The sequence below is a fragment of the Corallococcus interemptor genome, from assembly GCF_003668875.1.
GTDB lineage: Bacteria > Myxococcota > Myxococcia > Myxococcales > Myxococcaceae > Corallococcus > Corallococcus interemptor.
The window spans coordinates 18,152-44,965 of record NZ_RAWM01000069.1; the positions used below are offsets into that span (position 1 = coordinate 18,152).

Annotated in this window: 23 protein-coding genes; 10 read left to right on the forward strand and 13 right to left on the reverse strand. The window is 71.8% G+C overall.

Annotation, left to right across the window (positions count from 1 at the left end):
* Positions 1 to 7: 7 nt before the first annotated feature.
* From D7X96_RS23345 to D7X96_RS23370, 6 genes are all read right to left on the reverse strand, one after another.
* Entirely contained in the window at positions 8 to 1,837 is a 1,830-nt protein-coding gene (locus D7X96_RS23345) for a methanol/ethanol family PQQ-dependent dehydrogenase (RefSeq protein ID WP_208647357.1), read from the reverse strand.
* Between the two features lie 152 nt (positions 1,838 to 1,989).
* A complete protein-coding gene (locus tag D7X96_RS23350) occupies positions 1,990 to 3,030 on the reverse strand; it encodes a beta-propeller fold lactonase family protein (RefSeq protein ID WP_121770746.1) in 1,041 nt (346 codons plus the stop codon).
* A gap of 105 nt (positions 3,031 to 3,135) precedes the next feature.
* Positions 3,136 to 3,573, reverse strand: a complete 438-nt coding sequence (locus tag D7X96_RS23355; protein WP_208647358.1) for a DUF5684 domain-containing protein — start codon at positions 3,571 to 3,573, stop codon at positions 3,136 to 3,138.
* A 119-nt stretch (positions 3,574 to 3,692) separates the two neighbouring features.
* Positions 3,693 to 4,799, reverse strand: a complete 1,107-nt coding sequence (locus D7X96_RS23360) for a type IV pilus twitching motility protein PilT (RefSeq protein WP_120551636.1) — start codon at positions 4,797 to 4,799, stop codon at positions 3,693 to 3,695.
* A gap of 1 nt (position 4,800) precedes the next feature.
* Complete coding sequence (locus tag D7X96_RS23365; protein ID WP_121770747.1) at positions 4,801 to 6,516, reverse strand: type IV pilus twitching motility protein PilT; 1,716 nt, start codon at positions 6,514 to 6,516, stop codon at positions 4,801 to 4,803.
* A gap of 180 nt (positions 6,517 to 6,696) precedes the next feature.
* Positions 6,697 to 7,236 carry a GNAT family N-acetyltransferase gene (locus tag D7X96_RS23370; protein ID WP_121770748.1) on the reverse strand — a complete coding sequence of 180 codons (540 nt, stop codon included), beginning with the start codon at positions 7,234 to 7,236 and terminating at the stop codon, positions 6,697 to 6,699.
* Between the two features lie 270 nt (positions 7,237 to 7,506).
* Between D7X96_RS23370 and D7X96_RS23375 the strand changes: the two genes are divergently transcribed.
* The gene (locus tag D7X96_RS23375) at positions 7,507 to 8,232 is read left to right on the forward strand and encodes a GTP-binding protein (protein WP_120551723.1); all 726 of its coding nucleotides are present in this window, start codon (positions 7,507 to 7,509) and stop codon (positions 8,230 to 8,232) included.
* Positions 8,229 to 9,725 (forward strand): ATP-binding protein, encoded by a 1,497-nt coding sequence (locus D7X96_RS23380; protein ID WP_120551722.1) that lies wholly within the window; start codon positions 8,229 to 8,231, stop codon positions 9,723 to 9,725. Before D7X96_RS23375 ends, D7X96_RS23380 begins: the two co-directional genes overlap by 4 nt.
* Before the next feature lie 3 nt (positions 9,726 to 9,728).
* Here D7X96_RS23380 and D7X96_RS23385 read toward each other — a convergent pair whose 3' ends face one another.
* On the reverse strand, positions 9,729 to 11,054 hold the full coding sequence (locus D7X96_RS23385; RefSeq protein ID WP_121724575.1) for an MgtC/SapB family protein: 1,326 nt from the start codon (positions 11,052 to 11,054) through the stop codon (positions 9,729 to 9,731).
* A 69-nt stretch (positions 11,055 to 11,123) separates the two neighbouring features.
* Positions 11,124 to 12,257 (reverse strand): aquaporin, encoded by a 1,134-nt coding sequence (locus D7X96_RS23390; RefSeq protein WP_306437751.1) that lies wholly within the window; start codon positions 12,255 to 12,257, stop codon positions 11,124 to 11,126.
* A 115-nt stretch (positions 12,258 to 12,372) separates the two neighbouring features.
* Here D7X96_RS23390 and thiL point away from each other — a divergent pair, with 115 nt between their 5' ends.
* The 8 genes from thiL to larC all read left to right on the forward strand — a co-directional run bounded on the left by thiL (position 12,373) and on the right by larC (position 20,685).
* Positions 12,373 to 13,335 carry a thiamine-phosphate kinase gene (gene thiL / locus D7X96_RS23395; RefSeq protein ID WP_121724577.1) on the forward strand — a complete coding sequence of 321 codons (963 nt, stop codon included), beginning with the start codon at positions 12,373 to 12,375 and terminating at the stop codon, positions 13,333 to 13,335.
* Between the two features lie 65 nt (positions 13,336 to 13,400).
* Complete coding sequence (locus tag D7X96_RS23400) at positions 13,401 to 14,774, forward strand: methyl-accepting chemotaxis protein (protein WP_120551718.1); 1,374 nt, start codon at positions 13,401 to 13,403, stop codon at positions 14,772 to 14,774.
* Between the two features lie 33 nt (positions 14,775 to 14,807).
* Positions 14,808 to 15,230: a chemotaxis protein CheW gene (locus D7X96_RS23405; protein ID WP_014400068.1), complete on the forward strand. Its 423-nt coding sequence runs from the start codon at positions 14,808 to 14,810 to the stop codon at positions 15,228 to 15,230.
* A gap of 71 nt (positions 15,231 to 15,301) precedes the next feature.
* Positions 15,302 to 15,670, forward strand: coding sequence for a response regulator (locus tag D7X96_RS23410; protein WP_014400067.1), 369 nt, complete (start codon positions 15,302 to 15,304; stop codon positions 15,668 to 15,670).
* Positions 15,671 to 15,741: 71 nt separating this feature from the next.
* Positions 15,742 to 18,102 carry a chemotaxis protein CheA gene (locus D7X96_RS23415; protein WP_120551717.1) on the forward strand — a complete coding sequence of 787 codons (2,361 nt, stop codon included), beginning with the start codon at positions 15,742 to 15,744 and terminating at the stop codon, positions 18,100 to 18,102.
* Positions 18,099 to 18,689, forward strand: a complete 591-nt coding sequence (locus D7X96_RS23420; protein ID WP_120551716.1) for a chemotaxis protein CheC — start codon at positions 18,099 to 18,101, stop codon at positions 18,687 to 18,689. Before D7X96_RS23415 ends, D7X96_RS23420 begins: the two co-directional genes overlap by 4 nt.
* 56 nt (positions 18,690 to 18,745) lie before the next feature.
* Positions 18,746 to 19,498 carry a nickel pincer cofactor biosynthesis protein LarB gene (larB, locus tag D7X96_RS23425; protein WP_120551715.1) on the forward strand — a complete coding sequence of 251 codons (753 nt, stop codon included), beginning with the start codon at positions 18,746 to 18,748 and terminating at the stop codon, positions 19,496 to 19,498.
* A gap of 8 nt (positions 19,499 to 19,506) precedes the next feature.
* Complete coding sequence (larC, locus tag D7X96_RS23430) at positions 19,507 to 20,685, forward strand: nickel pincer cofactor biosynthesis protein LarC (RefSeq protein WP_120551714.1); 1,179 nt, start codon at positions 19,507 to 19,509, stop codon at positions 20,683 to 20,685.
* On the opposite strand, the gene D7X96_RS23435 is transcribed toward larC, so the two are convergent.
* The 5 genes from D7X96_RS23435 to D7X96_RS23455 form a co-directional block, all read right to left on the reverse strand.
* The gene (locus D7X96_RS23435) at positions 20,663 to 21,430 is read right to left on the reverse strand and encodes a VOC family protein (RefSeq protein ID WP_158626618.1); all 768 of its coding nucleotides are present in this window, start codon (positions 21,428 to 21,430) and stop codon (positions 20,663 to 20,665) included. The two genes, larC and D7X96_RS23435, sit on opposite strands and share 23 nt — an antisense overlap.
* Positions 21,431 to 21,543: 113 nt before the next feature.
* Entirely contained in the window at positions 21,544 to 23,244 is a 1,701-nt protein-coding gene (locus tag D7X96_RS23440) for a DUF6311 domain-containing protein (RefSeq protein WP_244219696.1), read from the reverse strand.
* A 49-nt stretch (positions 23,245 to 23,293) separates the two neighbouring features.
* Positions 23,294 to 24,553: a hypothetical protein gene (locus D7X96_RS23445; protein WP_121724697.1), complete on the reverse strand. Its 1,260-nt coding sequence runs from the start codon at positions 24,551 to 24,553 to the stop codon at positions 23,294 to 23,296.
* Positions 24,554 to 24,557: 4 nt separating this feature from the next.
* Positions 24,558 to 26,291 (reverse strand): caspase family protein, encoded by a 1,734-nt coding sequence (locus tag D7X96_RS23450; RefSeq protein ID WP_121724696.1) that lies wholly within the window; start codon positions 26,289 to 26,291, stop codon positions 24,558 to 24,560.
* A partial coding sequence (locus tag D7X96_RS23455) for a hypothetical protein (protein ID WP_121770751.1) occupies positions 26,288 to 26,814 on the reverse strand: 527 nt, incomplete at its 5' end. The genes D7X96_RS23455 and D7X96_RS23450, both read right to left, overlap by 4 nt.

Here is a 26,814-nt window from a genome sequence, read left to right on the forward strand (position 1 = left end):
TGGAGGCTCAGGGCAGGGCGAAGGTGTAGAGCGTGCCGCCGCGCGTGGTGTGCTGCGGCAGGTCCTTCATGGCGGCACCGAAGCCCAGCGCGATGTTGTCGTCGCGAGGGTCCAGCTCACCGGCGACGATGGCGCCCGCCCAGCCGCCCACGCCGGAGAGCACGGACACGTACTGCTTGCCGTCCGGGCCCCGGAAGGTGATGGGCTGGCCGATGATTCCGCTGCCCACCTTGAACTTCCACAGCTCCTGGCCCGTGCGCGCGTGCACGGCCTTGAACCAGCCATCCATCGTTCCGTAGAAGGCCACGTCGCCGGCCGTCACCACGACGCCGCTCCACACGGGGAACTTCTCCGGGATGCCGAAGACCTTCTTGCCGGCGGCCACGTCCCAGCCGATGAACTCGCCCCGGTTGCCGCCCGGCCCCGCGTACATCTTCACGTTCATGCCGACGTATGGCGTGCCCGCGATGTAGTTGGCCTCGTAGCCCTGCGCGTCCTGGCACAGGTTGTTGCCCGGGATGTAGAGCATCCCCGTCTCCGGGTTGAACGCGGAGGGCGACCAGTCCTTGGACCCGGGGGACGCCGGGCAGATGCCGCGAATCGTCTTGTCGAAGCCCGTCTCCATGCCCGGCACCGGCTGGAGGCGGCCCGTCTTCAGGTCCACGCCCGTGCTGGTGGTGATGTGCCCGAAGGGCGTGGCGGACAGCACCTGGCCCGTCGCGCGGTCCAGCACGTAGACGTAGCCCGTGCGCCCCGGATGGATGAGCACCTGGCGCGGCTTCCCGTTCACGGTGAGGTCCGCGACGATGGACTCGTTGATGCCGTCGTGGTCGTACAGGTCGTGAGGGCTCCACTGGTAGAACCAGACGGCCTCGCCCGTGGAGGGGCGACGCGCGAAGATGCCGCACGTCCACTTGTTGTCCCCGGGCCGCTGCTCCGGGTTCCACGGGCCGGGGTTGCCGGTGCCGTAGAACACCAGGTCCAGCGCCGCGTCGTACGACACCCAGCCCCACACGGTGCCGCCGCCGATCTTCCACTGGTCCGGCGGCCACGTGCGCACGCCCAGGTCCTTGCCCTGGTCGGACGCGTAGAAGGGTTTGAAGTTGGGCCCGATGAGCACGTCCACGTCCGGGCCCGTGCTGTACGCGCGCCACGCGATGGCGCCCGTCTTCGTGTCCAGGCCGGCGGCCCAGCCGCGCACGCCCAGCTCTCCGCCAGCGTTGCCCACGATGACCCGGTCGCGCACCACCAGGGGCGCCATGGTCATGGTCTCGCCCTTGTTGATGTCCCCCAGCTTCGTCTTCCAGAGCTCCTTGCCCGTCTGCGCGTCCACCGCGACCGTGTGCGCGTCCAGCGTGTTGAAGAAGAGGCGCCCGTCCGCGTACGACGCGCCCCGGTTGACGACATCGCAGCACGCCACGCCCTGGGCCGAGGGCGACGGCGCCGGTTCGTACGTCCACTTCACCGGCGCGCCTTCCTTCGTCAGGTCCAGCGCCACCAGCCGGTTGGGGAAGGGCGTGACGACGTACATCGTCGAGCCCACCACCAGCGGCGCCGCCTCATGCCCGCGCACCAGCCCCGTGGACCACGACCAGGCGAGCTTCAGGTCCTTCACGTTGCCCGCGTGGATGTCCTTGAGCCGGCTGTAGCGCGTGTTGGCCGCGTCCTTGGACGCCGTGAGCCACTGCCCGTCGTCCTCCGCCAGCTTCGACGCGTCCGGCTTCGTCGCTCCGGCCGGAAGGTTGCTGGAGCCCTGCGCGGAGGAAGGGTGCGCGCCTCCCTCCTTCTTGCAACCCGGAGTCAGGAGGAAGAGGCCGGCCAGGACCCACGACGACACGCAGCTTCGATACGGCATATGCGCGACACCCTAGGGAACCCGCTGGGTTTGTCGCGCCAATCAGGCTCATGCCCCGTTGGACATCCGATGGAGGGACGACGCTCTGTCCACCGCCAGACGCAGGCATGGGACCCGAGTCCCAACGCCCCTGCTCAGCGGGAGACCGCGATGCCCCAGGGCAGCGTGCCCACGGGGATGCGCTTGAGCACCTGGCCCGTCGCGGGGTCGATGACGGAGACGTCGTTGGAGGGGCCGTTGGCGGTGAAGAGCCGCTGGCCGTCCGGCGTGATGCCCACGCCCCAGGGACGCTCGCCCACGTCCTCCACGGTGCGCAGCAGCTTCCAGGCCGCCACGTCGATGCTGGCCACGGCCTTGCCGCGCCCGGTGGTGACGTACAGCGTGCGGCCGTCCGGGGACACCACCGCGCCCATGGGCTTCGCGCCTGCTTCCGGGAAGCTCAGCGTGCCCTTCGCCTGGTGTGTCTTCGCGTCCACGCGGGTGACGGTGCGGCCCTGCTCCGCGGTGACGAAGGCCCACGCGCCATCCGGCGTGAAGGCCACCGCGCGCGGACGGCCTCCCGCCGGGATGCGCGCCACCACCGCCTGCGTGCCGGTGTCGATGACGTAGACGTGGTGGTCCTCCTCGCTGGTGACGTAGGCGAAGCGGCCGTCCGGGCGCAGCGTGACGCCCTCGGGCTCGCCGCCCACGGGCACCGCGTGCGTCACCTTGCCCGTGGCCACGTCCACCACGGAGGCCTTCGCGGCGTCCTCGTTGGAGACGTAGAGGCGCTGGCCGTCCGGGGACACGTCGAAGGACTCGGGGTCGTCCCCGCTCTCCAGCACGCGCAGGACCTGGTGCGTCTTCGTGTCCACCAGCGCGATGCCGTCCGCGGTGCGGTCCGGCGGGGGCAGGGTGTCCTCGTCCGTGCCGGGTGGCGCCCGCATGGAGCCGCTGACCGCCACGTAGAGCCGCTGGCCGTCCGCGGACAGGCGCAGGCCCCGGGGCCGCTTGCCCACGGGGATGGTGGCGATGACACGGTTCGCTTCCGCGTCGATGACGGAGAGGTCGTCGGAGCCCTCGTTGCTCACGTACACGAGCGGCCCGGTCTTCCGCGCGCAGCCTCGGGAATCACAGGCCGTGGCGGCGAGCAGCGCCAGCGCGAGGACACGAAAGGGGCGGAGAGCGGAGGCCATGTCCCGGCTCTATCCGAACCGGCGGGCCCCAGAAACACGAACGGCGGTGAAGCGACCGGAAGGCCACTCCACCGCCGCCGTTCACGGCCCGAAAGCCGTGCGGGACTACGCCGCGGCCATGCCACCGCCGGAGGCGGCCGCCGGGCCCTGGTACTGCGCGTCGCCGAAGGCCAGCATCGGACCAAAGATGATGCCGAGGAAGAAGAGCCCGATGCCGAAGCCCGTGTCCTTGCCGAAGGACTTGGCCAGGTCGATGCTCAGGATGATGGACGCGATGAAGGCTGCGGGCGGACACAGCAGCAGCATCGCCATCCACCAGATGGGCCGGCCTACGATGTTGAGCAGGATGTAGAGGTTGTAGAAGGGCACGATGGCCGCCCAGCCAGGCTGGCCCGCCTTGACGAAGATCTTCCACAACGAGGCGATGCCGACGACGAGGACGGCGAGATAGATCACCGACATCAGCGCGAGAAACGCCCCGGAGGGCTGCGCCGCCTGCTGCTCCTGCATCTGCCGCATCATCTCCAGCTGCTGCTCGTCCATGACTTCCCCCTCGGAAGTATTGGGACCCCTCCTGGGAGGACGGGTCCACGTTCACTCCCGAACAAAGGCGAAGTCGGGGGCGAAAAGCAAATTCCTTCCCCACTGTCGCGGCTGGCCGCTCAGGCCTTCAGCGTCTCCGGCACCTGCCAGTCCGGCTTCAGCCGCTGGATGACCTTCACGAAATTCTCTTTGTCCTGGGCTTTCTCCAGGGCGGCCTCGGGGAGGATGACGTCGTCCTTCACCAGCCGCTCCAGGTGCATGTCCAGGGTCTGCATGCCCTGGCCCTGGCCCGCCTGCATCTTGGAGGCAATCTGGAACACCTTGCCCTCGCGGATCATGGCGGCGATGGCGGCGCTGCCCACCAGGATTTCGAGCGCGGCGACGCGGCCCTTGCCGTCCGCGGTCTTGATCAGCTGCTGGGCGACGATGCCGGCCAGCGACTCCGCGAGCATGCCGCGCACCTGGCCCTGCTCGTCCGCGGGGAAGGAGTTGATGATGCGGTCGATGGTGGCGGGGGCGCTGTTGGTGTGCACCGTGGCGAAGACGAGCACGCCGAAGCTGGCCAGCTGGAGCGCCAGCTTCATGGTCTCGTTGGTGCGAAGCTCGCCAATGAGGATGACGTTGGGGTCCTCGCGGCCGGCGGAGCGGATGGCGGTGGCGAAGCTGGACGCGTGCGGGCCCACTTCCCGGTGGGTGACCTGGGCCTTGAGCGATTCGTGCACGAACTCCACCGGGTCCTCGACGGTGAGCACGTGCGCGGCGCGCGTCTTGTTGATGTGGTTGATCATCCCCGCGAGCGTCGTGGACTTGCCGGAGCCCGTGGGGCCCGTCACCAGCACCAGGCCGCTGCGGCGGTCCGCCATCTTGCGCACCACCTCCGGCGTCTTCAGGTCCTCCAGCGACAGCACCTTGCTGGGGATGGTGCGGAACACGGCGCCAATGCCGGTCATCTTGTAGAAGTAGTTCGCGCGGAAGCGGGCCTTGGTGCCGTAGCCGTAGGCGAAGTCCAGGTCCAGCTCCTCGACAATCTGCCGCTTCTGCTCCGGCGAGCAGATTTCGAAGAGCAGCGACTCCAGCTCGTTGGAGGAGAGGGGCTCGTCGCGCAGGGGCACCAGCTCGCCGCGGATGCGGCCCAGGGGCGGGTAGCCCACGCTCAGGTGCAGGTCGCTGCCCTTCCTGTCGAGCAGGACGTCGAACCAGGCGGCGATGCGGGGAGTGTCGGTCATGTCAGGCGCCCTTCTTGCCGAGCAGTGAGCCCACCTTGGACAGCATCCGCGCGCCCTCCTGGGCGGAGGCGGGCGGGGGCACGGTGGGGGCGGCTCCAGGCCGGCGGCCCGTCACCATGGCCTCGATTTCGTCCGGGTTCTCCGCGAAGCCCTTCACGGTCTCCAGCGTGGCCTTGCCGGAGCGCGCCAGGTCCGCGAGCGAGTCCTCGAAGCGGATGATGCCCAGCGACTTGCCGCGCTGCTGGAGCGAGGGGATCTGGAAGGTCTTGTTGTCGCGGATGAGGTTGCCCAGGGCCACGGAGCCGGTGAGCACCTCCGCCGCGGCGACCATGGACTTGCCGTCCGCGGCGGGCATCAGCCGCTGGCTGACGATGAGGCGCAAGCCGCTGGAGAGCGACAGCCGCACCTGCTGCTGATCTCCCGGCGGGAAGAGGTCGATGAGCCGGTCGATGGTCTTCGCCGCGCTGGGCGTGTTCATGGTGCTGATGAGCAGGTGGCCCGTCTCGCTGGCGGCGAGCGCCATGCGCACCGTTTCCGTATCGCGCAGTTCGCCCACGACGATGACGTCCGGGTCCTCGCGGAGGCTGCCCTTGAGGGCGCTGGCGAAGGTGCGGGTGCTGGTGCCCACCTCGCGCTGGCTGATGAGGGCGCGCTTGCGCGGGTGCACGTACTCCACCGGATCCTCCACGGTGAGCACGTGGTGCGTGGTTTCGCGGTTGATGATGTCCACCAGCGCCGCGAGCGTGCTCGTCTTGCCGTGGCCGGAGGGGCCGGTGAGCACGATGAGGCCCTGGTGGTGGTGCGTGGCCTTGGCGATGTCCGCGGGCAGGCCCAGCGACTCCAGGGTGGGGATTTCGCGGGCGATGACGCGGAAGACGCCCTTGAGGCCCGTGCGCTGGCGGCCCACGTTGACGCGGAAGCGGCCGGTGTCCTCGGAGTCCAGCGCGAAGTCCACGCTGCCGTCCCGCTCCAGCACGGGCCGCAGCCGCTCCGGGATGATGGGCAGCAGCAGCCGCTCCACGGTCTCCGGGGACAGCGGCGTGTCCTGCGGGAGCAGCTCACCGGCGAGGCGCATCAGCGGAGGCCGTCCCGCCACCAGGTGCAGGTCGCTGGCGTTCATGCTGCGCGCCTGCTCCAGCAGCACGGCCAGGTCCCGGCCCGGCGCGGAGGCCGCGCGCGAGATGGGGATGACCCGCGCGGGGGCACTCGCGTGGGCGGAGGCGGGGCTCGCCGCGACCGGCTGGGGCGCCGGGGCCGTGACGGCGGGAACACTTCGCGCGGCGGCGGCGGGCTGCGCGGCCGGCGCGGACACGGCGGGCATCCCCGCGTAGGGCGTGCGCGTGGGCGCGGCCGCTGGAGCCGGAGCCGGTGCTGGAGCCGCCGCGGCCGCCGGAGCCGCCGCCTGCGCGGCCCCTTCCGCGGCGCGCGTGAGGCGCACGTTCATCAGCTCACCCCGGCGCACCGCCGCGATGGTGATGGCGCCCAGGCCGGTGGCGTTCACCGTCCATTGCACCGGCGTCTCCGACACGGTGGACGCGCGCGCCGCGCCCACCATCGCCTGGAGGGCCTTCGCGAGCTCTTCGGTGGAGAGGGCGCCGGGATCAATGGGCTCGTAGCCGCTGGCGCCGCGCACCATCGGAGGACGGCCGCTGGCCAGGGCCAGCTCGGTGATTCCAGGACGCGACAGATGACGCAGCAGTTCCGCGAGCGGTTTCATTCAGGGGGGAGGCCCCACCGCTGCCGCGCGTCAGGCCCGGCGGGGTGGAAACTCCCGCGAGGATAGTCGACCGCCGCGCTCCAGGTCACCTTGGGGGCATGTGCCCAAACGCACGACGGGAGCGGCCGTGTGAGGGCCCCTCCCGTTGGATCCAACCCTGGGTGTGTGGGGTGCGGCGGATTACAGCTCGCGCGACATCAGGAGCCGCAGCTTGCCGGACTTCTTGGACACCACCGTGGCGACCGTGGTGAAGCCCGCCTTGCGGTAGAAGCCCACCGCCGGCGCGTTCGCCGGGTCCACGCGCAGCGCGATGGTCTTGCGGTACATGTCACGAGCCACGTCCAGCGCCTTGTCCAGCAGCATGGCGCCCACGCCGTGGCGCCGCAGCTCCGGCTTCACCACGATGTTGCGCAGGTAGGCCGCGCCGGGCACCGGGCCGTCGCGCTCCACCGTCACGTAACCCACCACCTGGTTCTGCAGCCGCGCCACGTGGAGGAACGGCTTGAGCTGGGTGAGGGCCTTGAGGCTCTCCTCCTGCGTCTCACCCCGGCCCTTCCAGGGCTCGGAGTTGGCGCGCAGGCCTGACACCGTCGTGAGGTCCTCGTCGGTGGGCGGACCGAACTTGACCCCGGTTACCACATCGTTGGGGAGCGTCGCTCCTTCCAGCACCGGCGTGGGGGCCACCACCTCGACGCCAGGGTCCACCTGCTTCATCGTCATCGCCTTGCTCCTCCGTCGCGTCCGCGATCCTAACCGGTCCCCCCGTACCCATGCACGCGATCATTCCGCGCGCATTGTCCTGTTTTCCGTGTGGGGAGACGTCCTCCTCCCGGGCGGGGAGCGGGAACTTCTTGAAACGGCACCCGCGGGAGCGTCATTCCGGGAAGACGCGTTCCGCTTCGCCGGCAGGACTGCGAGCGGCCTTCCGCGCGGCGCGTGGGGCCATTATAAAACCCCTGTCCGGGTCCCCCTCGGTCCGAGTTCTTCCCCTTGCAACTCAACCACGCCCAGCGCGAGCTGACGCTCAAGATCGTCTATTACGGCCCCGGGCTCAGCGGGAAGACGACGAACTTGCGCAAGCTGCACGCGCGAGCGCGGCCGGACGTGCGAGGGCGCCTCCTGTCGGTGGATACGCACGACGACCGGACGCTCTTCTTCGACCTGTTGCCCGTCTTCTTCTCCACCTCCACGGGCTTCAAGGTGAAGGTGAAGCTCTTCACGGTGCCCGGTCAGGTCATCCACAACGCCACGCGGCGGGTGGTGCTGCAGGGCGCGGACGCGGTGGTCTTCATCGCGGACAGCCGGCGTGGGGCGGCGCAGGAGAACAACGCCTACTGGCGCAACCTGCAGGAGAACCTGCGGGAGATGGAGCTGGACCCCACGCAGGTGCCGGTGGTCATCCAGTTCAACAAGCGCGACCTGCCCGACAGCCTGACGGACGAGGAGCTGGCGGAGGTGCAGCGCCGGGGCAGCCAGCCGGTGGTGGGCTCCGTGGCCGTGCGGGGCGAGGGCGTGGTGGAGACCTTCCACGCCGTGGTGCAGACGGCCTGGCGCGCGCTGGAGGGCCGGGCCCAGCTGTCGCGCAACGTGGGGCTGAGCGAAGAGGAATTCCTGGGGCAGATCTTCCGTCACATCGACCTGAGCGGCACGGCGCTGGAGGGACGGTACGGTCCCGGCGCGGTGCCCGGCGGCAGGGAGAGCGGGAGGGCGCCATGACCGGCGCGTCAGGCGGAGGACCCCGGAACACCGCGAGCGTGCCCCGGCGCGAGTCCGCGCTCCAGCGGCGGCTGACGCTCGGGGACCTGTTGGACCTGCCGTCCTTCACGGAGGTGGTGAAGGGCTTCAGCGACCTGTACCGCGTGGGCATCAAGGTCCTGGACACGCGCGGCAACAAGCTGGCGGACGTGAAGGTGGGCCACGGCGACTTCTGCGCCTATGTCTTCTCCTTCCCGGATGGCCGCCACGCGTGCACCGCCATGGTGGGCCGGGTGAAGGACGGCCCCGTGCTGCCGGAGGCCGGCGGGCGCGTGGCGGACGGAGACGTGTCCGAAGCGGCGGGCCTCATCGCGCTCACCTGCTTCACCGGCCTGCGCTACGTGGTGATGCCGGTGCGCTGGGACGGCGACCTCTTGGGCCGGGTCATCCTGGGGCCCTTCACGCCGGAGGAGCTGACGGACTTCCCGGAGACGCTCACCAGCATCCACGGGCTGGACCTGGAGCGCGCGCAGGAGCTGTTGGGCCGCGTGCGCCGCGTGCCGGAGCGCACCGCCGCGCAGGTGCTGGGCCACTTCGGCCAGGTGCTGGGCGCGCTCGTGGCCAGCGGGCAGAAGGCGTACCTGGCCACGCACCTGCACCTGGAGTCCACGCTGGAGGTGCACCGCGAGCTGGAGGCGCAGAACGCGCGGCTGCTCCAGGCGAACGCGCGGCTCAAGGAGCTGGACCGGCTGAAGTCCACCTTCCTGGGCACGGTGAGCCACGAGCTGCGCACGCCGCTCGCGTCCATCCTGGGCTACTCGGAGATGATGGCGGAGGGGCTGGCCGGGCCGCTCAACCCGGAGCAGCTGCAGTACGTGCGCACCATCGTGGAGAAGGGCGAGACGCTCCTCTCGATGATCTCCTCGCTGCTGGACCTGAGCCAGATTGAAGCCGGCCGCCTGCGCCTGTCCATGGCGCCGGTGGACCCGGGCTACGTCATCCAGACGGCGGTCTCCAGCGTGCTGCCGCAGGCGCAGAGAAAGGGCCTGGAGCTGGAGGTGCGGCTGCCGCACACGCCGCAGCCCCGGCTGGCGGGGGACCTGGACAAGCTTCGCCAGGTGGTGGTGAACCTGCTGGCCAACGCGGTGAAGTTCACGCCCGCGGGCGGCCGGGTGAAGGTGACGCTGTCCGACGCGGCGATGCAGCAGGAGCTGGGCGTGCCCGGCTACCGCATCAGCGTGGAGGACACCGGCGTGGGCATCCGCGCCGAGGAGTTCGAGCGCATCTTCCAGAGCTTCTACCAGGTGGACGGCAGCTCCACGCGCGAGTTTGGCGGCGCGGGGCTGGGCCTGGCCATCGTGAAGAGCCTGGTGGAGGGCCACGGCGGCCGCGTGCGCGTGGAGAGCGAGTTCGGCCACGGCTCGCGCTTCATCGTCCAGCTGCCGCTGCACCCGCCCATGCAGGAGCGCGGGCTGACGGCCGCCCCGCCGATGCCGGAGCCGGACCGCTTCTGACGCTCAGGGCTGGTGGGGCTCGATGAGCCCCGGGCTGCCCGGATTGTTCGGAAGGAACTCCGGCAGCCGCGTCTGCACGAGCGCGCCCACCAGGCCCAGCAGCATCACCACGCCCAGCGCGCGGCCCAGCCGGAGCGTGAGCGAGCGCTGCTCGGACACGCGCGCCACCAGGATGAAGTTGATGGCGGCGCTGGCGAGCGACGCGATGATGGCGCCCACCCCCGCCGTCGTGGGGGAGATGGTGCCGTTGGCGCACAGCGACGCGGCGGACGCCACCGCGGACGCGCTGGACACCAGGCCGCCCACGGCGCTCACCGCGTAGAAGCCCCAGCGGCCCAGCAGCGTCTGGCCCACCGTGCCCACCACCTGGAGCGCCAGGAAGATGAGGCCGAACTTCAGCGCGGACGGCAGGGAGAAGGGCGACTTGAGGGGCAGGGCGGGAGGCTCGGCGCCGGGCATGGCCTCCGTGCGTGAGCGCATCAGCGCCAGGCCCGTGCTGGACAGGAGGATGAGGACCAGCGGGATGGCCGAGTCCACCAGCGCGCGGAAGGACAGGAGCCCCAGCAGCACGGCATTTCGCAGCGCCATGGCGGCGGTGGCCAGCATCACGCCCCGGTAGGCCACGTCGAGCAGGCGCCCGGATGTCTCGCGAACGCGGTTGGCAAGCTCCGCCACGGTGACGGTGCTGTTGACGAGCCCGCCCAGGAAGCCCGTCACCTCCACGCCGTTCGTGCCGAACATCTTCCACAGCAGGTAGTTCACGAAGCCGATGGCCGCGATGAGGATGACCGTCACCCACGCGGCGCGCGGCTCGATGAGGCCCCACGGGTCCACCGGCTGCGCGGGCAGCACCGGGTAGATGGCGAAGGCGAGGATGGCCAGCAGGATGGCGCTGCGCAGCTCCTCGGCGGTGATTTTGTGGCTGAAGGTGGCCATCCGCTCCTTCCACGCGAGCAGGCCCGCCGTCGTCACGCCCACCGCCGCGGGCGTCACCGTGTGGCCCAGGCCGCACAGCACGCCGGCGAAGCCCGTGACGAGCAGCGCGGCGGACGTGGTCAGCTCCGCGCCGCCGTTGGCGCGCAGGGACTGCCAGTTGAGGAAGCACAGCAGCACGCCCAGCAGCGCGAGGCTGAGCAGCGCGAAGTTCGGGCCCAGCAGGCCGCCCATGCCGCCCAGCAGCGCCGCGAAGCCGAACGTGCGCAGGCCGGCCTCCTTGCCACGCCACTCGCGCTCCAGGCCGACGAACAGCCCCACCGCGAGCGCGAGCGTCAGCCGCATCAGCGTCTGCAGCGGGGGCCAGGAGACGACGGGGGGCAGTCCTTCCATCATGTGAAATCCCTCTCCCATCTCTCTCTGCTCGCCTGTGGGGCGGACGTCAACGCCGCACCCCGTCACGCGTCAGGTGAGGGCGCGGGGACCTTCAGGCGCGGGGCCGCCGCTGATGACGTGCAGCCGCTCCCAGCCCTGCTTCGCGAGCAGCTGGTGCAGCCGGGGCCGCAGCGCGGCCTGCAACGCCTTCGCTCCGGCCTCGTCCTTCAGCGACAGCGTGGACAGCGACCAGCGCTCGCGAACGCGCGCGTCCATGCCCGGGGCGTGGCCGGTGACGTCGATGAGGACGTAGTGGGCGGCGGGGACGGTCCGGTCGCGCAGGGGCGCGGGGCGCAGGTTCGCCTCCCGCATCAGCGCGTCCACGGCCGGTGGCGGTCCGTCATCCAGCCCGGCGCCCGGCGGCGGCGACACCACCGCTCGCGCCCGGTCCGGATGCGCCAGCGTGTTGAAGAGGGCGGCGGCCAGGTGCGCGGGGCCTGCTTCGGCGCACTCGAAGACGAGGGTCTCCACTTCCGTGACGGCGGCCTTCCGCGGGCTGCCCAGGAGCCACCGGAAGAGGAACACCGCCAGTGCCGCGCCCAGGAGCTGCGCCGCGATGAAGGACTCCACCTCCCACGGGCTCATCACGCCCACGTGCGCGCTGGCCGCGCGTGCCAGCACCAGCGCCGGGTTCGCCAGCGAGCGCGAGTCCGTGAACCACACCGTCGCGGCCACGTACCCCGCGATGGCCAGCGGCGTCGCCGACGGGCGCGTGCGCACGCAGCCGCGCACCACCACCAGCAGCCCGAACGTGGCCACCATCTCCGTGAGGAACCGGGCCCCGTCCGCCGCGGGCATCTTCGCCGTGAGCAGCAGCGGTTCGTTGCACATGCGGTGCGCGACCAGCCGCCCCACCAGGCTGCCGGACAGCTGCGCCAGCGCGTACAGCGGCACCTCGCGCCACGGGGTGCGGTCCCCCAGCGCGTCCGCGAAGGTGAGCGCCGGGTTCAGGTGCGCGCCCGACAGCGGACGCAGCACCCACAGGAGGCACGCCAGCACCGCGCCGCACGACAGGGACATGAAGAGGCGTCCCTCGGTGGCGCTCGCGCCCAGGTGCTCCGCGACGTGGTGAGAGCCCTCCAGCGCCACCACCAGCAGCGCGCACCCCAGCGCTTCCGTCACCAGCCGGCGGCGCAGGTCCATGGGTGTGGCGGAGGAAGACACTCTTTGTCCTATGCCTGGGCCCCCTGACACCGTCAACGCAATGGGGCCTGCCGGCGCCCGCCCGTTCGCGGGTCGTCATTGCGTCCCCCGGCGCGGGCGTGGTCTTCAGTGCGCCATGCCCGGCGAGTTCGACCTCATCCAACGCTTCCTCGCCTGCTTCCCGCGCGCGCGGGTGCCGGTGGGGCCCGGGGACGACTGCGCCGTGCTCGCTCCGTCCAGGGGCGCGCTGTGCGTCACCACCGACGCCGTGGTGGAGGACGTGCACTTCACCCGCGCGACGTTCTCCGCCGCGGACATCGGCCACAAGGCGCTCGCGGTGAACCTGTCGGACCTGGCGGCCATGGGCGCCACGCCGCGCTGGTTCGTCTGCGCGCTCGCGCTGCCCCGGGACTTCCCCGCCCGCGAGGTCTCCGCGCTGGGCCGGGGCATGGCCGCGCTCGCGAAGGCCCACCGCATCATGCTCGTGGGCGGCAACTTCACCTCCGCGCGCGAGGTGTCCGTCACCCTCACCGTCACCGGAGAGCTGTCCCACGCGCCCATCACCCGCTCGGGCGCCCGGCCCGGGGACCTCCTCTACGTCTCCGGAACGCTCGGCGACGCGCGCCTGGGCCTCCAGCAGCTCCAGGCCGGGGTCCGCCGGGGCCTGGCCGTGAAGCGCCAGCGCCGCCCCGAGCCCCGCATCGCCCTGGGGAAGCTGGCCGCGCGCTTCGCCTCCGCCGGCATGGACGTGTCGGATGGGCTGGCGCAGGACCTGGGCCACCTGTGCGCCGCGTCCCGCGTGGGCGCGGAGCTGGCGCTGGACCGGCTGCCCCTGTCGCCCGCCGTGCGCGCGGCGCTGGGGCCGGAGGGTGCCCTGCGGGGAGGGGAGGACTACGAGCTGCTGCTCGCCGTCCCACCTTCACGCAGGCAGGCGTTCGAGCGGGCGTGCGCCCGCTCCGGGCAGGAGGTGACGCGCATGGGCGTGCTCACCCGGGAGCGGACGTTGCGAATCCGGGACGTGGGGGGGCACGTTCTGACCCCGCCAGGGGGATTCGACCACTTCGCCCGGTCAGGCAGGCAGATCCGGCCGGATGATTGACCCGTACCGGACAGCAAGGCTAAACCCCTGGGCTGTTTTCCGCCCCTCCCAGCTGAAAGCACTCCGTGCGCCGCCCCCTTCGCGACGACCCCTCCTCTGGCCTCACCCCCCGACGCGAGCCGGTGCAGCGACTGCTGCGCGCCGTCGAGGGCCCCAAGGTGGTCCGCGAGCAGTCCCTGCACCGGAAGATCACCACCGGCTACATCCTGCTGGGCCTGCTGCTGGGCACGTGGCTGCTCTGCACGGAGAGCATCTTCGACGCGTCCTGGGGCCGCTGGGCCTTCATCATCCGCGTGGGCGTGGGCGTGCTCATCACCTTCGGCGGCGCCACGTTCCTGCCGTCGCTGCTGGCGCGCGTCACCCGCGTGAAGGTGCTCAGCCGCTCCGCCTTCGAAATCTCGCAGGGGGATTTGTCCAAGCCCGTGGCCGCGGAGGTGCACAGCACCCGCGACGAAATCGACGAGCTGACGGGCGCCATCTCCCGCATGCAGGAGAACCTGCGCGAGCTGGTGGGCAAGATTCAGGACACCGCCAAGAGCGTGGCGGACACCGCCATCGACCTGCAGCGCAGCGCGGAGAACGTCAACGGGTCCACGGAGGAAGTGGGCTCGTCCATGGAGAAGATCGCCAGCGGCGCGGAGACCCAGTCCCAGCTCGTGTCGCAGGCCTCCAAGGTCATCACGGAGATGGCCGGCAGCATCCAGCGCACGGCGGCCAGCGCCCTGGACGCGGCCCGCACGTCCGCTGAGACGAGCAGCAGCGCGGAGGACGGCTCCAAGGCGGCGCGGCTCGCGGGCGACAAGGTGAAGAAGGTCTTCAACCGCATCGAGTCCGCCAGCCAGCAGGTGTTCGCCTTCGGCGAGAAGACGCAGGAGATCTCCAAGATCGTCGACGCCATCACCCAGGTGGCGCAGCAGACGAACCTCCTGGCCCTCAACGCCACCATCGAGGCGGCGCGCGCGGGCGAGTACGGCCGCGGCTTCGCGGTGGTGGCGGATGAGGTGCGCAAGCTGGCGGAGAGCGCGGGCCGCTCCGCGGAGCAGATTTCGCGCCTGGCGCGCGACATCTCCGGTCAGTCCACCTCCGTCGTGAGCGCCATGAAGGAAGGCATCGCGGAGCTGGCGGAGGGCCGTGAGGACCTCACCGACATCATGCGCTCCATGGGGGCCATCACCGACACCGCCCGCAAGGGCGCGGAGAAGGTGACGCTCATCTCCGACAGCACCCGCGACCAGATGAAGGGCAGCGAGGAGATGGTGAAGGCCATCGAGGAGATCAAGCTCGTGGCGAAGAACAACGCCAGCTCCACGGAGGCCATCCAGGCCGTCATCCAGGAGCAGACGGCCGCCGTGTCGCGGATGACGTCCCTGGCGAGCGAGCTGACCAACCTCTCCGTGGAGCTGCAGAGCGTGGTGCGCAGCTTCCGCCTGGGGCCCTGACGCCCCCGTCCTTCCGGCACGAGGGCCCTCACCGTGCGGCACGTCATCTTCCGGGTCGAGAAGGAACGCTACGGGTTGCCCTTGTCGGCCGTCCGGGAGGTCGTCGTGCCCCCGGAGCGCTATACCCGGGTGCCCCGCGCCCCCGCCGCCATCACCGGGGTGATGAACCTGCGCGGCCGGGTGGTGACGGTGGTGGAGCTGCGCCAGTTGCTACACCTGCCAGAAGGTCCCACGCCTTTGTGCCGGGTCGTGCTACTGGACCGGGGTCGCAGGGACTTGGGTCTCCTGGTGACGGACGTGGACGGCATCGAGGCGGTGGAGCGCGTCAGCGCCGCGCCGGGCAAGGTCATGCCCGCGGTTCGCGGCGTTGCCCGCCTGGGCGGTCTGGGAGTGACCGTGCTGGATCCGGAAGGACTTGATGCGGCGGTCGTTGCCTTGTTCACTCCCTCCAAGTGAGTAGCCCCCCGGAAACGGCCGGTGATAGGGTGCGCTCCCTCTAGGCCTGAAACGGAGGCGGAGTTCTTCACATGGCTAAGCGGGTGCTGGTCGTCGACGACGCCATCTTCATGCGCAACATGATCAAGGACATCTTTGCGTCTGGAGGGTTCGAGGTCGTCGGTGAGGCGGCCAACGGCCTGGAGGCCGTGGAGAAGTTCAAGGAGTTGAAGCCGGACCTCACGACGATGGACATCGTGATGCCCTTCAAGAGCGGCATTGAAGCCACGCGGGAAATCATCAAGGCCGACAGCAGCGCGGTCGTCATCATGTGCTCGGCGCTCGGGCAGGAGAGCCTGGTGATGGAGGCCATCGAGGCGGGTGCCTCGGACTTCATCGTCAAGCCGTTCCGGGCGGAGGACGTGCTGGCGGTCGTCAAGAAGGTGTTGGGCGAGGCCTGAACCGGGGCGAAGGGGGCCGCTCCCGCCCGGGTCGCGGCCTTGCCTTCCGCCTGTGAAGGAGGTGCCGGGTCATGACGATGGACATGTCCCGGTACCTGGGCCTCTTCATCTCGGAGGCCACCGAGCACCTGGAGGCGCTCGGGCGCGACCTCGTGGCGCTGGAGCGCGAGGCCACCGCCAGCACCGTGGACTCGATGTTCCGGCACGCCCACTCGGTGAAGGGCATGGCGTCGTCCATGGGCTTCGAGCCCATCGCGATGCTGGCGCACCGGGTGGAGGACCTGGTGGACGCGGTGCGGCAGGACCGCAAGCTCCTGGACCGGGACCTGGTGGACCTGCTGCTCAACGCCGCGGACACGCTCACCGCCCAGGTGCGCGCCGTCGCGTCCAGCCGCGAGCCGGAGCAGGCCGCGGGGCTGCTCCAGCAGCTGGGCGCCCGCGTGGAGGCGCTCACCGGCCACGCCCCCGCCGCGACCCGCGTGGCCCAGGTCACCGCGCTCAAGCCCGCGACCCCGTCCGGAGACGACGGCGAGGGCTCGGGAGGCGGAGAGGGCCCGTCAGGCGCCTCGGGTTCGGGGAGTCCGGGCGGCGCGGCCGGTCCGGCCTCGGGCTCGGGCTCGGCCTCGGGCTCGGGAAGTCCGGGCGGTGCGGCCAGTGCCTCGGGAGCCGGTGCGTCGGGTTCGGCGGCCCCGGCCTCGGGCGCGGGTCCGTCCGGCGGTGACACGGGCGTGGGAGCTTCCGGTGCGACGGTGCCCTCCGCCCTGGCGGTGATGCCTCCGGCCACGCTGATGCCGCCTCGCGACCTGAGCGGCCCGGATGCCCTCTATGGCGCCCCCTCCGCGCGCACCCTGGCGGTGATGCCGGAGAGCGACCCTTCCTCGCCCGTGGCGGCGCTGACCTCCGGGCTCAAGGCCGTCACCAGCGTGGCGGATGGCAAGTCCGGCGCGCCCCGCTGGTCCGTGCGCCTGCGCATCTCTCCCACCTGTCAGGTGCCGGGTGTGCGCGCGTTCCTCGTGCACAAGCGGCTGTCCACCCTGGGCACGCTGGTGGACCTGCGCCCGCCGCTGGAGGAACTCAAGGCCGGCCGCATCCCGGACGGCTACATCCAGGTGGACGTGGAGACCGGCGTCGGCGACACCGGCATCCAGGCCGCCCTGCGCAACGTGGCGGAGGTGGAGGTCGTCTCCGTCTCCCCCTCCGTCCCGGAGCCGCCCGCCCTCCCCGTCGTGGCGCCCACGTCGGACGCGGCGCGCGCCACCGCGGACACGGGCTCGCGCACGGTGCGCGTGCGCACGGAGCTGCTCGACTACTTCCTCGACACGGTGGGGGAGCTGATGCTCGCCACCGCGCGCCTGCGCGAAGTGGGCAAGGTGCTGCCGGAGAACACGCGCCCCGCGCTGGAGGAGGGCGTCTACCGGCTGCACACGCTGGTGAAGGACCTGCACGACAAGGTCATGAGCGCGCGCATGACGCCGCTGTCGCTCATCACCGACCGGCTGCCCCGCGCCGCGCGCGACCTGGCCCGCCGCAAGGAGCGCGAGGTGGAGCTGGTCATCACCGGCGCCGAAATCGAGCTCGACCGCGCCATCCTCGACGAGCTGGCGGACCCGCTGCTGCACCTCTTGCGCAACTGCATCGACCACGGCCTGGAGTCCCCGGACGAGCGGATGGCCGCGAAGAAGTCCCCGCGCGGCCGCGTCACCGTCACCGTGCGCCGCGCGCGCGACCGCGTCATCATCGACATCGAGGACGACGGCCGGGGCATGGACCCCGCGAAGCTCAAGGCCTCCGCGCTCAAGCGCGGGCTCATCACGGAGGACGCCGCCCAGCGCATGGCGGACCGCGACGCGTTCCTCCTGTCGTGCCTGCCGGGCGTCTCCACCGCCAAGGACATCACCGACATCTCCGGCCGGGGCGTGGGCATGGACGCGGTGAAGCGCGTGGTGGAGAGCGTGGGCGGCACGCTCGAAATCGACAGCGTGCGGGGCCAGGGCACGACCTTCACCCTGCGCCTGCCGCTCACCGTCGCCGTGGTGCACCTGCTCCTCGTGGAGGTCGGCGAGGAGGTCTTCGGCCTGCCCATCGCGAAGGTGGTGGGCGCCACGGAGGCGGATCCGCAGGCCCTGAGCAAGAGCCGGGAGACGGCGCTCTTGCCGCACGGCAACGGCCTGCTGCCGGTGCACGCGCTGGAGTCGCTCTTGGGCGTGCCCGCCGCGCCCAAGCCCGGCTACCGGCCCTTCGTGGTGATGGAGGGCGACGCCGGCACCGGCAAGGTGGCGCTGGCGGTGGATCGCCTCCTGGGGCAGGAGGAAGTCGTGCTCAAACCCTTGTCCCGTCCCCTGGACTTGCTGCCGGGACTGTCCGGCGTGACCATCCTGGGCAGCGGTCGTCCCGTGTTCATCCTGGACGTCCCGAGGTTACTGACCGCGTGAGCCCCCCCCTGCCCAGTGACGCGCAGCTCGACGCCCTGCGCGAGGTGGCCAACATCGGCTGCGGACACGGCGCCAACGCGCTGGCCCGGCTCGTGGGTGGCCGCGTGGACCTGTCCGTCCCGGACGTGCGCGTCACGGACGCCATCCAGGGCCCCGCGCTCTTCGCGGACGAAGCCCCCGCCGTCGCCGTGCGCCTGGGCATGACGGGCGAGCTGCGCGGCGCGCTGGTGCTGGCGATGCCTTCCGGAGACGCGGAGGCGCTGGAGTCCGCGCTGCTGCGAGGCCACCCCGCGTCCCCCCAGGAGCGCGAGAGCGCCCTGGCGGAGGCCGCGAACATCCTCGCCAGCGCGTGCCTGTCCGCCATCGGGCGGCTGACGGGCTGGCGGCTGTTGCCCTCCGTGCCCCAGCTCCAGCGCGGCTCCGTGCGGCCGGTGCTGGCGGGCGTGCTGGGGGACGTGGAGCCGGGGCCGGGCGTGGTGCTGGCCGCGCGCTTCGAGACCTCCGGGCCCACGGCCCTGGGCGGCCAGATGCTGCTGGTGCTGGAGCGCGCGAGCGCCCAGGCGCTGCTGTCCCGGCTGGGCCTCTAGTCCTCCGCCGCTGTTCGCCTGGAGCACCGGGGGCGGCTGGGGTAGACCGCTCCGCCATGGACGAGAAGGCGCTCAGGGCCCTGCTGGGCCAGGTGAAGACGGGCAAGGTCAGCCTGGACGACGCGGTGGGCAAGCTGAAGGACCTGCCGTACGCGGAGCTGGGCTACGCGACGGTGGACACGCACCGCAACCTGCGGTTCGGCTTCCCCGAGGTCGTCCTGGGCGAGCCCAAGACGGTGGAGCAGATTCTGGGCATCGTCAGCGTGCTCGTGGAGCGCAAGCAGACGGTGCTGGTGACGCGCCTTCAGCCGGACAAGGCGGAGGCCCTGGTGGCGCGCTTCCCCAAGGGCCAGTACCACCCGGTGGCGCGCATCTTCCATCTGCCCCAGCGCAAGGTGAAGGCGGGCCGCGTCGCGGTGGTGACGGGCGGCACCAGCGACCTGCCCGTGGCGGAGGAGGCCGCGCTCACCGCGGAGGCCATGGGCGCGGAGGTGCGGCGCGTCTACGACGTGGGCGTGGCGGGCATCCACCGGCTCCTGCGCCGGCGTGACGAGATTCAAGAGTGCCACGTCGCCGTGGCGGTGGCGGGCATGGAGGGCGCGCTCGCGTCCGCGCTGGGCGGCCTGGTGGGCATCCCGGTGGTGGCGGTGCCCACGTCGGTGGGCTACGGCGCGAACCTGGGGGGCATCTCCGCGCTGCTCTCCATGGTGAACTCGTGCGCGTCCAACGTGGCCACGATGAACATCGACAACGGGTTTGGCGGCGGCTTCTACGCGGCGCTCATCTCCCGCACCAAGGGCCGGAGCTGAGAGCCGCCATGCGACGCATCCTCTACCTGGAGCCCGTGGGCGGCATCGCCGGGGACATGTTCCTGGCGGCGGGCATCGACCTGGGCGTGTCCCCGGATGCGATTGCCCAGGCGCTGTCCGGCCTCAACGTGCCGGGCTGGAGGCTGGCGGTGTCGCGCGCGGTGCGCCACGCCATCAGCGGCACGCACCTGGACGTGGTGCTGGACGCGAAGGAGGCGCACCCGCACCGCGCCTACGCGGACATCCGCCAGCTGATTGAGGCCGCGCCCACGCTGCCGGAGCGCGCGAAGGCCCGCGCCCTGGCGGTGTTCCGCGCCATCGGCGAGGCCGAGGCGAAGGTGCACGGCGTGTCCATCGACGCCATCCACTTCCATGAGGTGGGCGCGGTGGACTCCATCGTGGACATCTGCGGCGCCGCCGTGGTGCTGGAGCTGCTGGGGGACCCGGAGGTGCACGCCGCGCCGCCGCCCCTGGGCAGCGGCACCATCCGCGTGGCGCACGGCCAGATGCCCATCCCCGTGCCCGCGACGCTGGAGCTGCTGCGCGACGTGCCCGTGCGCTTCGAGGGCGTGGGCGAGCTGACGACGCCCACGGGCGCGGCGCTGCTCAAGGTGCTGACGAAGATTGGCCACCCTCCGGACTTCATCGTGGAGAAGGTGGGCTACGGCGTGGGGACGAAGGACTTCCGCGACCGGCCCAACGTGCTGCGCGCGTCGCTGGGCCGCGTGGAGACGCAGGCCACGGAAGGCCTGTGGGTGGTGGAGGCCAACCTGGATGACGCCACGCCGCAGCTGCTGGCGCACCTGGTGGAGCGGCTGCTGGAGGTGGGCGCGAAGGACGCGTGGGTGTCCCCGGTGGTGATGAAGAAGGGCCGGCCCGCGCACCTGTTGGGCGCGCTGGTGGAGGGCGGCCTGCGCGAGGCGGTGGTGGACGCGCTGCTGACGGAGTCCACGTCGCTGGGCGTGCGCTACCACCGGGTGGAGCGCCACGCGCTGGAGCGCGACTTCGTGGAGGTGCAGACGCCGTGGGGCAGGGTCCGCGTGAAGCGCGGCCTGCGTGACGGCCGGGTGCTCAACGCGCACCCGGAGTTCGACGACTGCGTCCGGCTGGCCCGTGCCGCGGGCGTGCCGGTGAAGCAGGTGATGGCCGCCGCGATGGCGGCCCTTACGCCGGCCGGGCCAGGGTGATGATGCCGAAGGCCGCGCCGCCCGGGTCCGCGACGATGGCGATGCGGCCGTAGGGTGAATCGAACGGCTGCATGATGACCTTGCCGCCCTTGGCGCTGACGGTGGTGGCGGCCTCGTCGGTGTTGGCCACGGAGAAGGTGATCATCCAGTGGGCCGGCACGTTGGCGGACGTCTTGTCGTCCAGCTGCATCACGCCGGCCGCCTCACTGCCATCCTTCTTCAGGACCCAGTACTGCATCCGGTCATCCGGCATCTTGTCCGCCGTCATGCCGAAGAGGTCCTTGTAGAAGGCGACGGCCTTGGCGCCGTCGTGCGTCTTGCCCTCGAACCAGGCCATGGCGCCGGGCTCGTTCACCAGCCCCGAGCCGTGGAACTGGTTCGGCTGCCAGAAGCCGAAGGGCGCGCCGGTGTTGTCCGTACAGAAGGCCATGCGCCCCGCGTCCATGACGTCCATGGGCTCCATCATCACCTTGCCGCCCAGCTCCTTCAGGCGGGCGACGGAGCGGTCCACGCTCTCCACGGCGAAGTAGGTGTTCCAGATGGGAGGGAAGGGCGCGTCGCTGGGGCGCGGCATCAGCGCCGCCACCGGGTGGGCCCCCTTGAAGGCCATGGTGTAGTGGCCGTTCTCCTTCGAGCCCTCCTGGAACGTCCAGCCGAACAGCGCCCCGTAGAAGTCCTGGGCCTTCGGCAGGTCCCAGGCCATCAGGTCCACCCAGGACACCGTCCCCGCAGCGTGCTTCGTCATCGCAGGCATCGTCGCTCCCCTCGCAAGTCGCGGCCCCGGCGGCAGACCGGGGCTACCTGCAAGGTAACAGCGGACCTGGAGCGGGCTGAAAGGGTTTTCAGTGCTGCCTTGTGTCAACGAATGGGCTGAAGCGCGAACCCCTGCGCGAACGCATCCGTGTTGCCGCCCGCCACGCACACCGGCAGCCCCTCCACGACACCGCAGCGCGCGCCCGCGTCGAGGAAGGGGCGCACCTGCTGCGGCAGCACCACGTACGCGGTGCTCGCGTCCAGGCCGCCCGTGGGCAGCCGCGCGTGGCACTCCGCCGCCAGCGCCTCCGGCGTGCGTGACGCGTAGCCGCTGTTGAACGTGAGCTTCAGCCGGTACGCCTGGAACGCCAGCGCGTTCACCAGCGGTTCGTCATAGCGGCACACCCACTGCACCTGCGGCGGGAAGAGGGCCAGGTGCTGATAGGGGCCCTTCAGCGCGTCCCAGTCCGCGGACGTCAGGCGCTGGAAGTGCACGGGCTTGAGGAGGGCGCTCTTCTCCTCGCGCACGTCGTACGCCTGCACCGCCAGCGCCACCGTCAACGCGGCCACGGCCACCGCGGGCACGCCGCGCCACAGGCGCACCACCAGCAGCACCGCGCCCACGACGAGCAGGTAGTTCAACGGCCAGACGAAGCGGCCGGACGCGCGGAACGCGTTCGTCGCCTTCGTCAGCGGCGCGTACAGCCCGCCCAGGTCCGCCACCGGCTGGCCCAGCCACGTCACGCGCGACGACAGCGCGTAGACGGCCATCAGCAGCACCACCACGGCCGCGGGCAGCACCCGGCGCCAGTCCAGCGTGCGCGCCTCGCGCCGGTGCACGAGCAGGCTCACGCAGGCGGCCACGCCGAGCAGCAGCGCCCCCGCGCCCAGGTAGCCGAAGCCCTCGCCCTGCCGGGGCGCGGCGGGCAGGTCCGGCAACAGGCGCCCCCAACCCATGGGGTTCACCAGCGTGGCCAGGTCCGCGGAGAAGTCTCCAAAGCCCTCCGCGCCCAGCCCGCTGCCGCCGAAGTAGCCGAAGAGGGCGAACAGCCCCACGTCCAGCACGGCGATGCCCGCGCACAGCGCCGCGACGCGCGCGGGGCCGAGTTTCCGGCTCCAGACGAGCCGCACCCCGAGCGTCAGCGTCAGCGGCATCAGCATGGCCACCCAGTACGGATGGGTGCCGGACGCGATGGCGTTGAAGAGCGCCGCGAGCCCCAGGCTCCGCGCCGCGGCGCGCGCGTCCGGGATGTCGCGCAGGTTGAGCCACAGCAGGGCCAGGAGCAGCCAGTGCGCGCACAGCGTGGGGTGGCTGAAGCGCGCCGCCATCACCGGCGACAGCGCCAGCAGCGTGCCGCCCAGCACCATGGGCACCGGACGCGGGGACACCAGTTCCACCAGCCGCGCGCCGAAGTAGCCCATCAGCGCGTAGCACAGGGCCAGCCACGGCCCGGTGTACTGGAAGTCCACGGGCAAGAGCGGCGAGAGGGGCTTGAAGAGCACCGCCAGCCACGGGTTGCCGTCCGTGAGCGCCACCGACGAGCCGTACGGATAGAAGTGGTTGGGCGCCGAGCCCAGCGGCAGCGTCCAGTCCGCGTTGCGGAAGAAGAGCCAGCCGAAGATGTGCGCGGCCCAGTCCTCGCGCATCATCCAGTCGATGCGCGTGGGCGGCAGCACCGGCCCGCCGCCCAGCCACAGGAACCAGGCCAGCCCGCCGAGCACCGCCAGCGCTCGCGCCACGACGAGGGCCCGGTGGGACGTGGAGACGGCGGGCGGAGGACTCAGGGAGGGGGCGGACTCGCTCAAGGCGCGGCGACTGTAGGCGTCCGCTTCCGTGCCCCGCAACCGCCGGCTCTCACGGGCAATAGCGCGCGTAGCGCAGGCCGCGCGTCGTCGTCAGCGGCAGGCCGCCGTCCGGTGGGTAGTCGTAGTGCACGTAGGAGAAGGCCAGCTGGAGCACGTCCTGTTCGTCCACGTGGATGGAGGACAGGCCGGGAAACGCATTCCCACCGTCCAGCGTCTCCAGGACGAGGGGCGGCGTCGAGCCGGCGACGTCCGTGCCGTCCAGCGTCTTCACGCTCAGCTGGCTGGTGCCCCCGTTCGCGTTCGCGTCCGCTTCCGCGTCGTCCAGCAGGGCGTGGCGGATGTCCGGGGAGGAGGGGTCTCGCGACAGCGCGGGCCCCCGGCTCCGGAAGGCGCCCATGCCGTATGACTTCCAGCCGCTGTCCTCCCTCACCCACAGCCATGCGCCCCGGTCATCGGAGCCCAGCAGGGAGGGCCGCCCCGTTGAATCCACCTCCAGGGCGATGCGCAGGCGCGGCGAGCTGATGGGAATCTCCCAGTCCAGCGGCTCGACGACCCACGTCCCCGACGCATTGCTCGCGTACAGGACCTGGCTCGAGGAGCGCCCGCGCGCGAACGCGATGTGCAGGTGGCCGTTGGCGTCCACGACCATCCGCTCGCGGTCGCCTGCCGCTCCCAGTTCCTCCAGCGGCGGCATGAGCCAGGCGCCGTTGGAGGCCTTGAAGGCATGCAGGTAGCCCACCTGCGGCGCGGGCCGGGCGATGAGCAGGTGGACCTGGCCCTGGGCATCGAGCGCGATGGCCCTCGCCCAGCCGCGTCCCATGTTGTTGAAGTCCCAGGTGCCTCGGGCGTCCGTCGCGTAGCCGGCGTATTCGCTCTGCTGGTACAGCACGTGGTGCGTGCCGTCCGGGGCCACCGCCATGTGCACGTCGATGGCGGCCCACGCCTCTCCCAGCCGCGACGGGGTGTCGCCCGGCCGCGTGGTGCCCACGTAGAGGTCCAGGCCCTTCGCATAGGCGAAGTGGCCCACGCCCTGCGCGTCGAAGAGGAACGTGGAGGTGAGGGAGTTGATGCCCTCGTCCAGGACGTGCGTCCTCCAGCCCCGCCCGGCGCCACACACCCCACCATCCTCCGTGCCCGCGTCGGGGCGGCTCACCACCAGCTGCACGCAGGTGCCGGAGGCGCTCCGGGTCACCTGTCCCTGGCCGGGCTTGGAGACCCCGTTCGTGCAGATGGGGTCGCAGCCGGTCAGCAGGACCGAGGCCACGGCGGCGCTCGACAGCGCGGTGTGAACGAGGAGGGAGCGGGGCACGGGGCTAGCGCCTCAGGGAGATTTCCAGGCCGTACTGCAGGTCCATGCCGGTCTGGCCGTTGGCGGTGACGCGGTCCGCGCCCACCTGGGCGGACAGGCGCAGGGGCATGCCCGCCAGCCGCCCCATCACGCCCGCGGCCACGTGGCCGGTGAGCAGCGCGGGGTCCGCCTGGCGGAAGCCCGGCGCGGTGAGGCCCAGCAGGCCCCAGCCCAGCCCCACCTCCGTGAACAGCGGCGTGGTCGCGGGGCGCTCCAGCCCCACCAGCCCCTCCACCGTGAAGCGGTGCAGCCGGATGCCGTCCGGGGTCGCGAGCGGCGTCACGCCGTACGCCCCGCGCACGCCGTAATAGAGCAGGTCCACCGAGGACGGCGTGCGCCACGACAGGCTGGGCCCGGTGGCGAACTTCGCCAGCCCCAGCGGCGAGCGCCCCGCGCCCAGGCCCAGCTCCAGCCGGGACGTCCAGTCGGACGGCGCCGCCACGGCCAGCGGGGAGCGCGCCCCGCCGATGACGGGCGGCTGGAAGGGATTGCTGAAGTCCACCGGCACCAGCCCCACGGCGGCGACGTAGTCGTCGTAGAACGACCGGTCCAGCGGCACGGCGAACAGGCCCCGGCGCAGCGCCTCCTCCGCGGGACCGCGCTCCTGAAGCTCGCGCGGGTGCAACTGGGGCGTGCCCGAGGACAGCTGCGCCAGCGTGACGCGCGCCTCCGCGTCCGGCGTGCGCACCCAGTACACGTCGCGCAGCGGCAGCAAAATCTGCGTCCACTGGTCCTGCTCGCGCCGCACGTCCACCAGCCGCTGTCCGTCCGCGTCCTCCACGGAGAGGCGCGAGTACTCGAAGCCGGCGGGGAAGGTGACGCGAGGCCCTTCGGGCGCGGGGCCCACCAGCGGGCGGCGGGGCTCGGCCGTGGGCGCGAAGGCGTTGACGGACAGCCGCGCGGGCATGCCCTTCACGCCGTGCAGCGACGCGGCCACGAACGCGGCCAGCTCGCTGTACTCCACCTGCCCGTCGCCGTTGATGTCCGCGCCGCCCAGCAGGCCGGAGCGGGCCACGTGGCTGAAGACGCCCGCGCGGATGCGGGACCACTCGTGCGTCTCGCCGTCCTCGCTCTCCGCGAAGAGGGCGCCCACGTGCGGGCGCGACGCCAGCTGCTCGCGCGCCAGCACCCCGCGCAATTCCGCCAGCACCGCCGCGTCCGGCGTGCCGCCGCGGCTGCCCACCACGCCGGAGGCGCGGCACGCGTCCGCGATGACGTGCACGTAGTCCGCGCCCAGCGGATCCACGACCTCCGAATAGAGGCTGCTCCTGTCCAGGCGCGCGTCGGCGAGCGTGAAGTAGGCGCGGCCCGCGTCGTCCGTGTTGCCGTGGCCCACGTAGACGATGAGCACGTCCGTCTGGCGTCCCGCCGCGTGGTCCCCGAGCGTCGCCGCCTGCAGCCGCTTCACGGCCTGCTCCACCGCCGCGCGCGTGGGTGCCCGCGCGGACTTCAGCACCAGACTGCCGCTCTTGCGCGTGGGCTCGTCCGGATCCACCAGCAGCGTGGTCTCCACGCCCAGCCGCTTGAGCGTCTCCGCCCACAGCACGCCGTCGTCGTCCGCGTAGCGCAGCGGCGCCAACGCCGGATCGTCACTGCCGTTGTGGGCAATGACGAGCGCGCGCCGCACGGTGTTGTCCGCCAATGCCTCCGGCGCCGCCATCAGCAGCGCCGCCCCCAGGAGGACTTCCAGCCTCTTCATGGAGAATCCTTTACCCGGACCTCCTGCCTGAGCACCACCACCCCCTCTGTCGTCCCTCCGCGCAGGGCCGTCAGGGTGGCATCCGGGTGCTCGGAGAACGTGGCCGTGACTTCCGCCATATCGGAGCCCTCGGGCAGCGCGACCGTCAGCTCCAGGGGGCGCTCCTCGCCGGCCTTGCCGCTGAGCGGGAAGGGGCCGTTGACCTCTTCATGGCCGCCGGCGCGCACGCGCACCGCGACGTGGGTGTAGGGCGGACGGGCACCCGCCGCGAAGGCCAGCGTGGCGCCCGGGGTGCACTCCTTGCCGGTGCGCATCTCGCGCAGGGACTGGCCGGGCGCCGCGCAGAAGACGCGCAGGACGGGCTGCGCCAGCGGCGTGGTGGGCGGGGCCGGGTCATGCACGGCCCCCCGCACGCTCCACTCGGGTTCGGCCGGAGCGGTGGGGGCGGTGGGTCCCACCGAAGTGGGCGTGACGACCACCACGAGGAAGAGGGCGGCGAGCGTGGCGCCCAGCACCGCCAGGG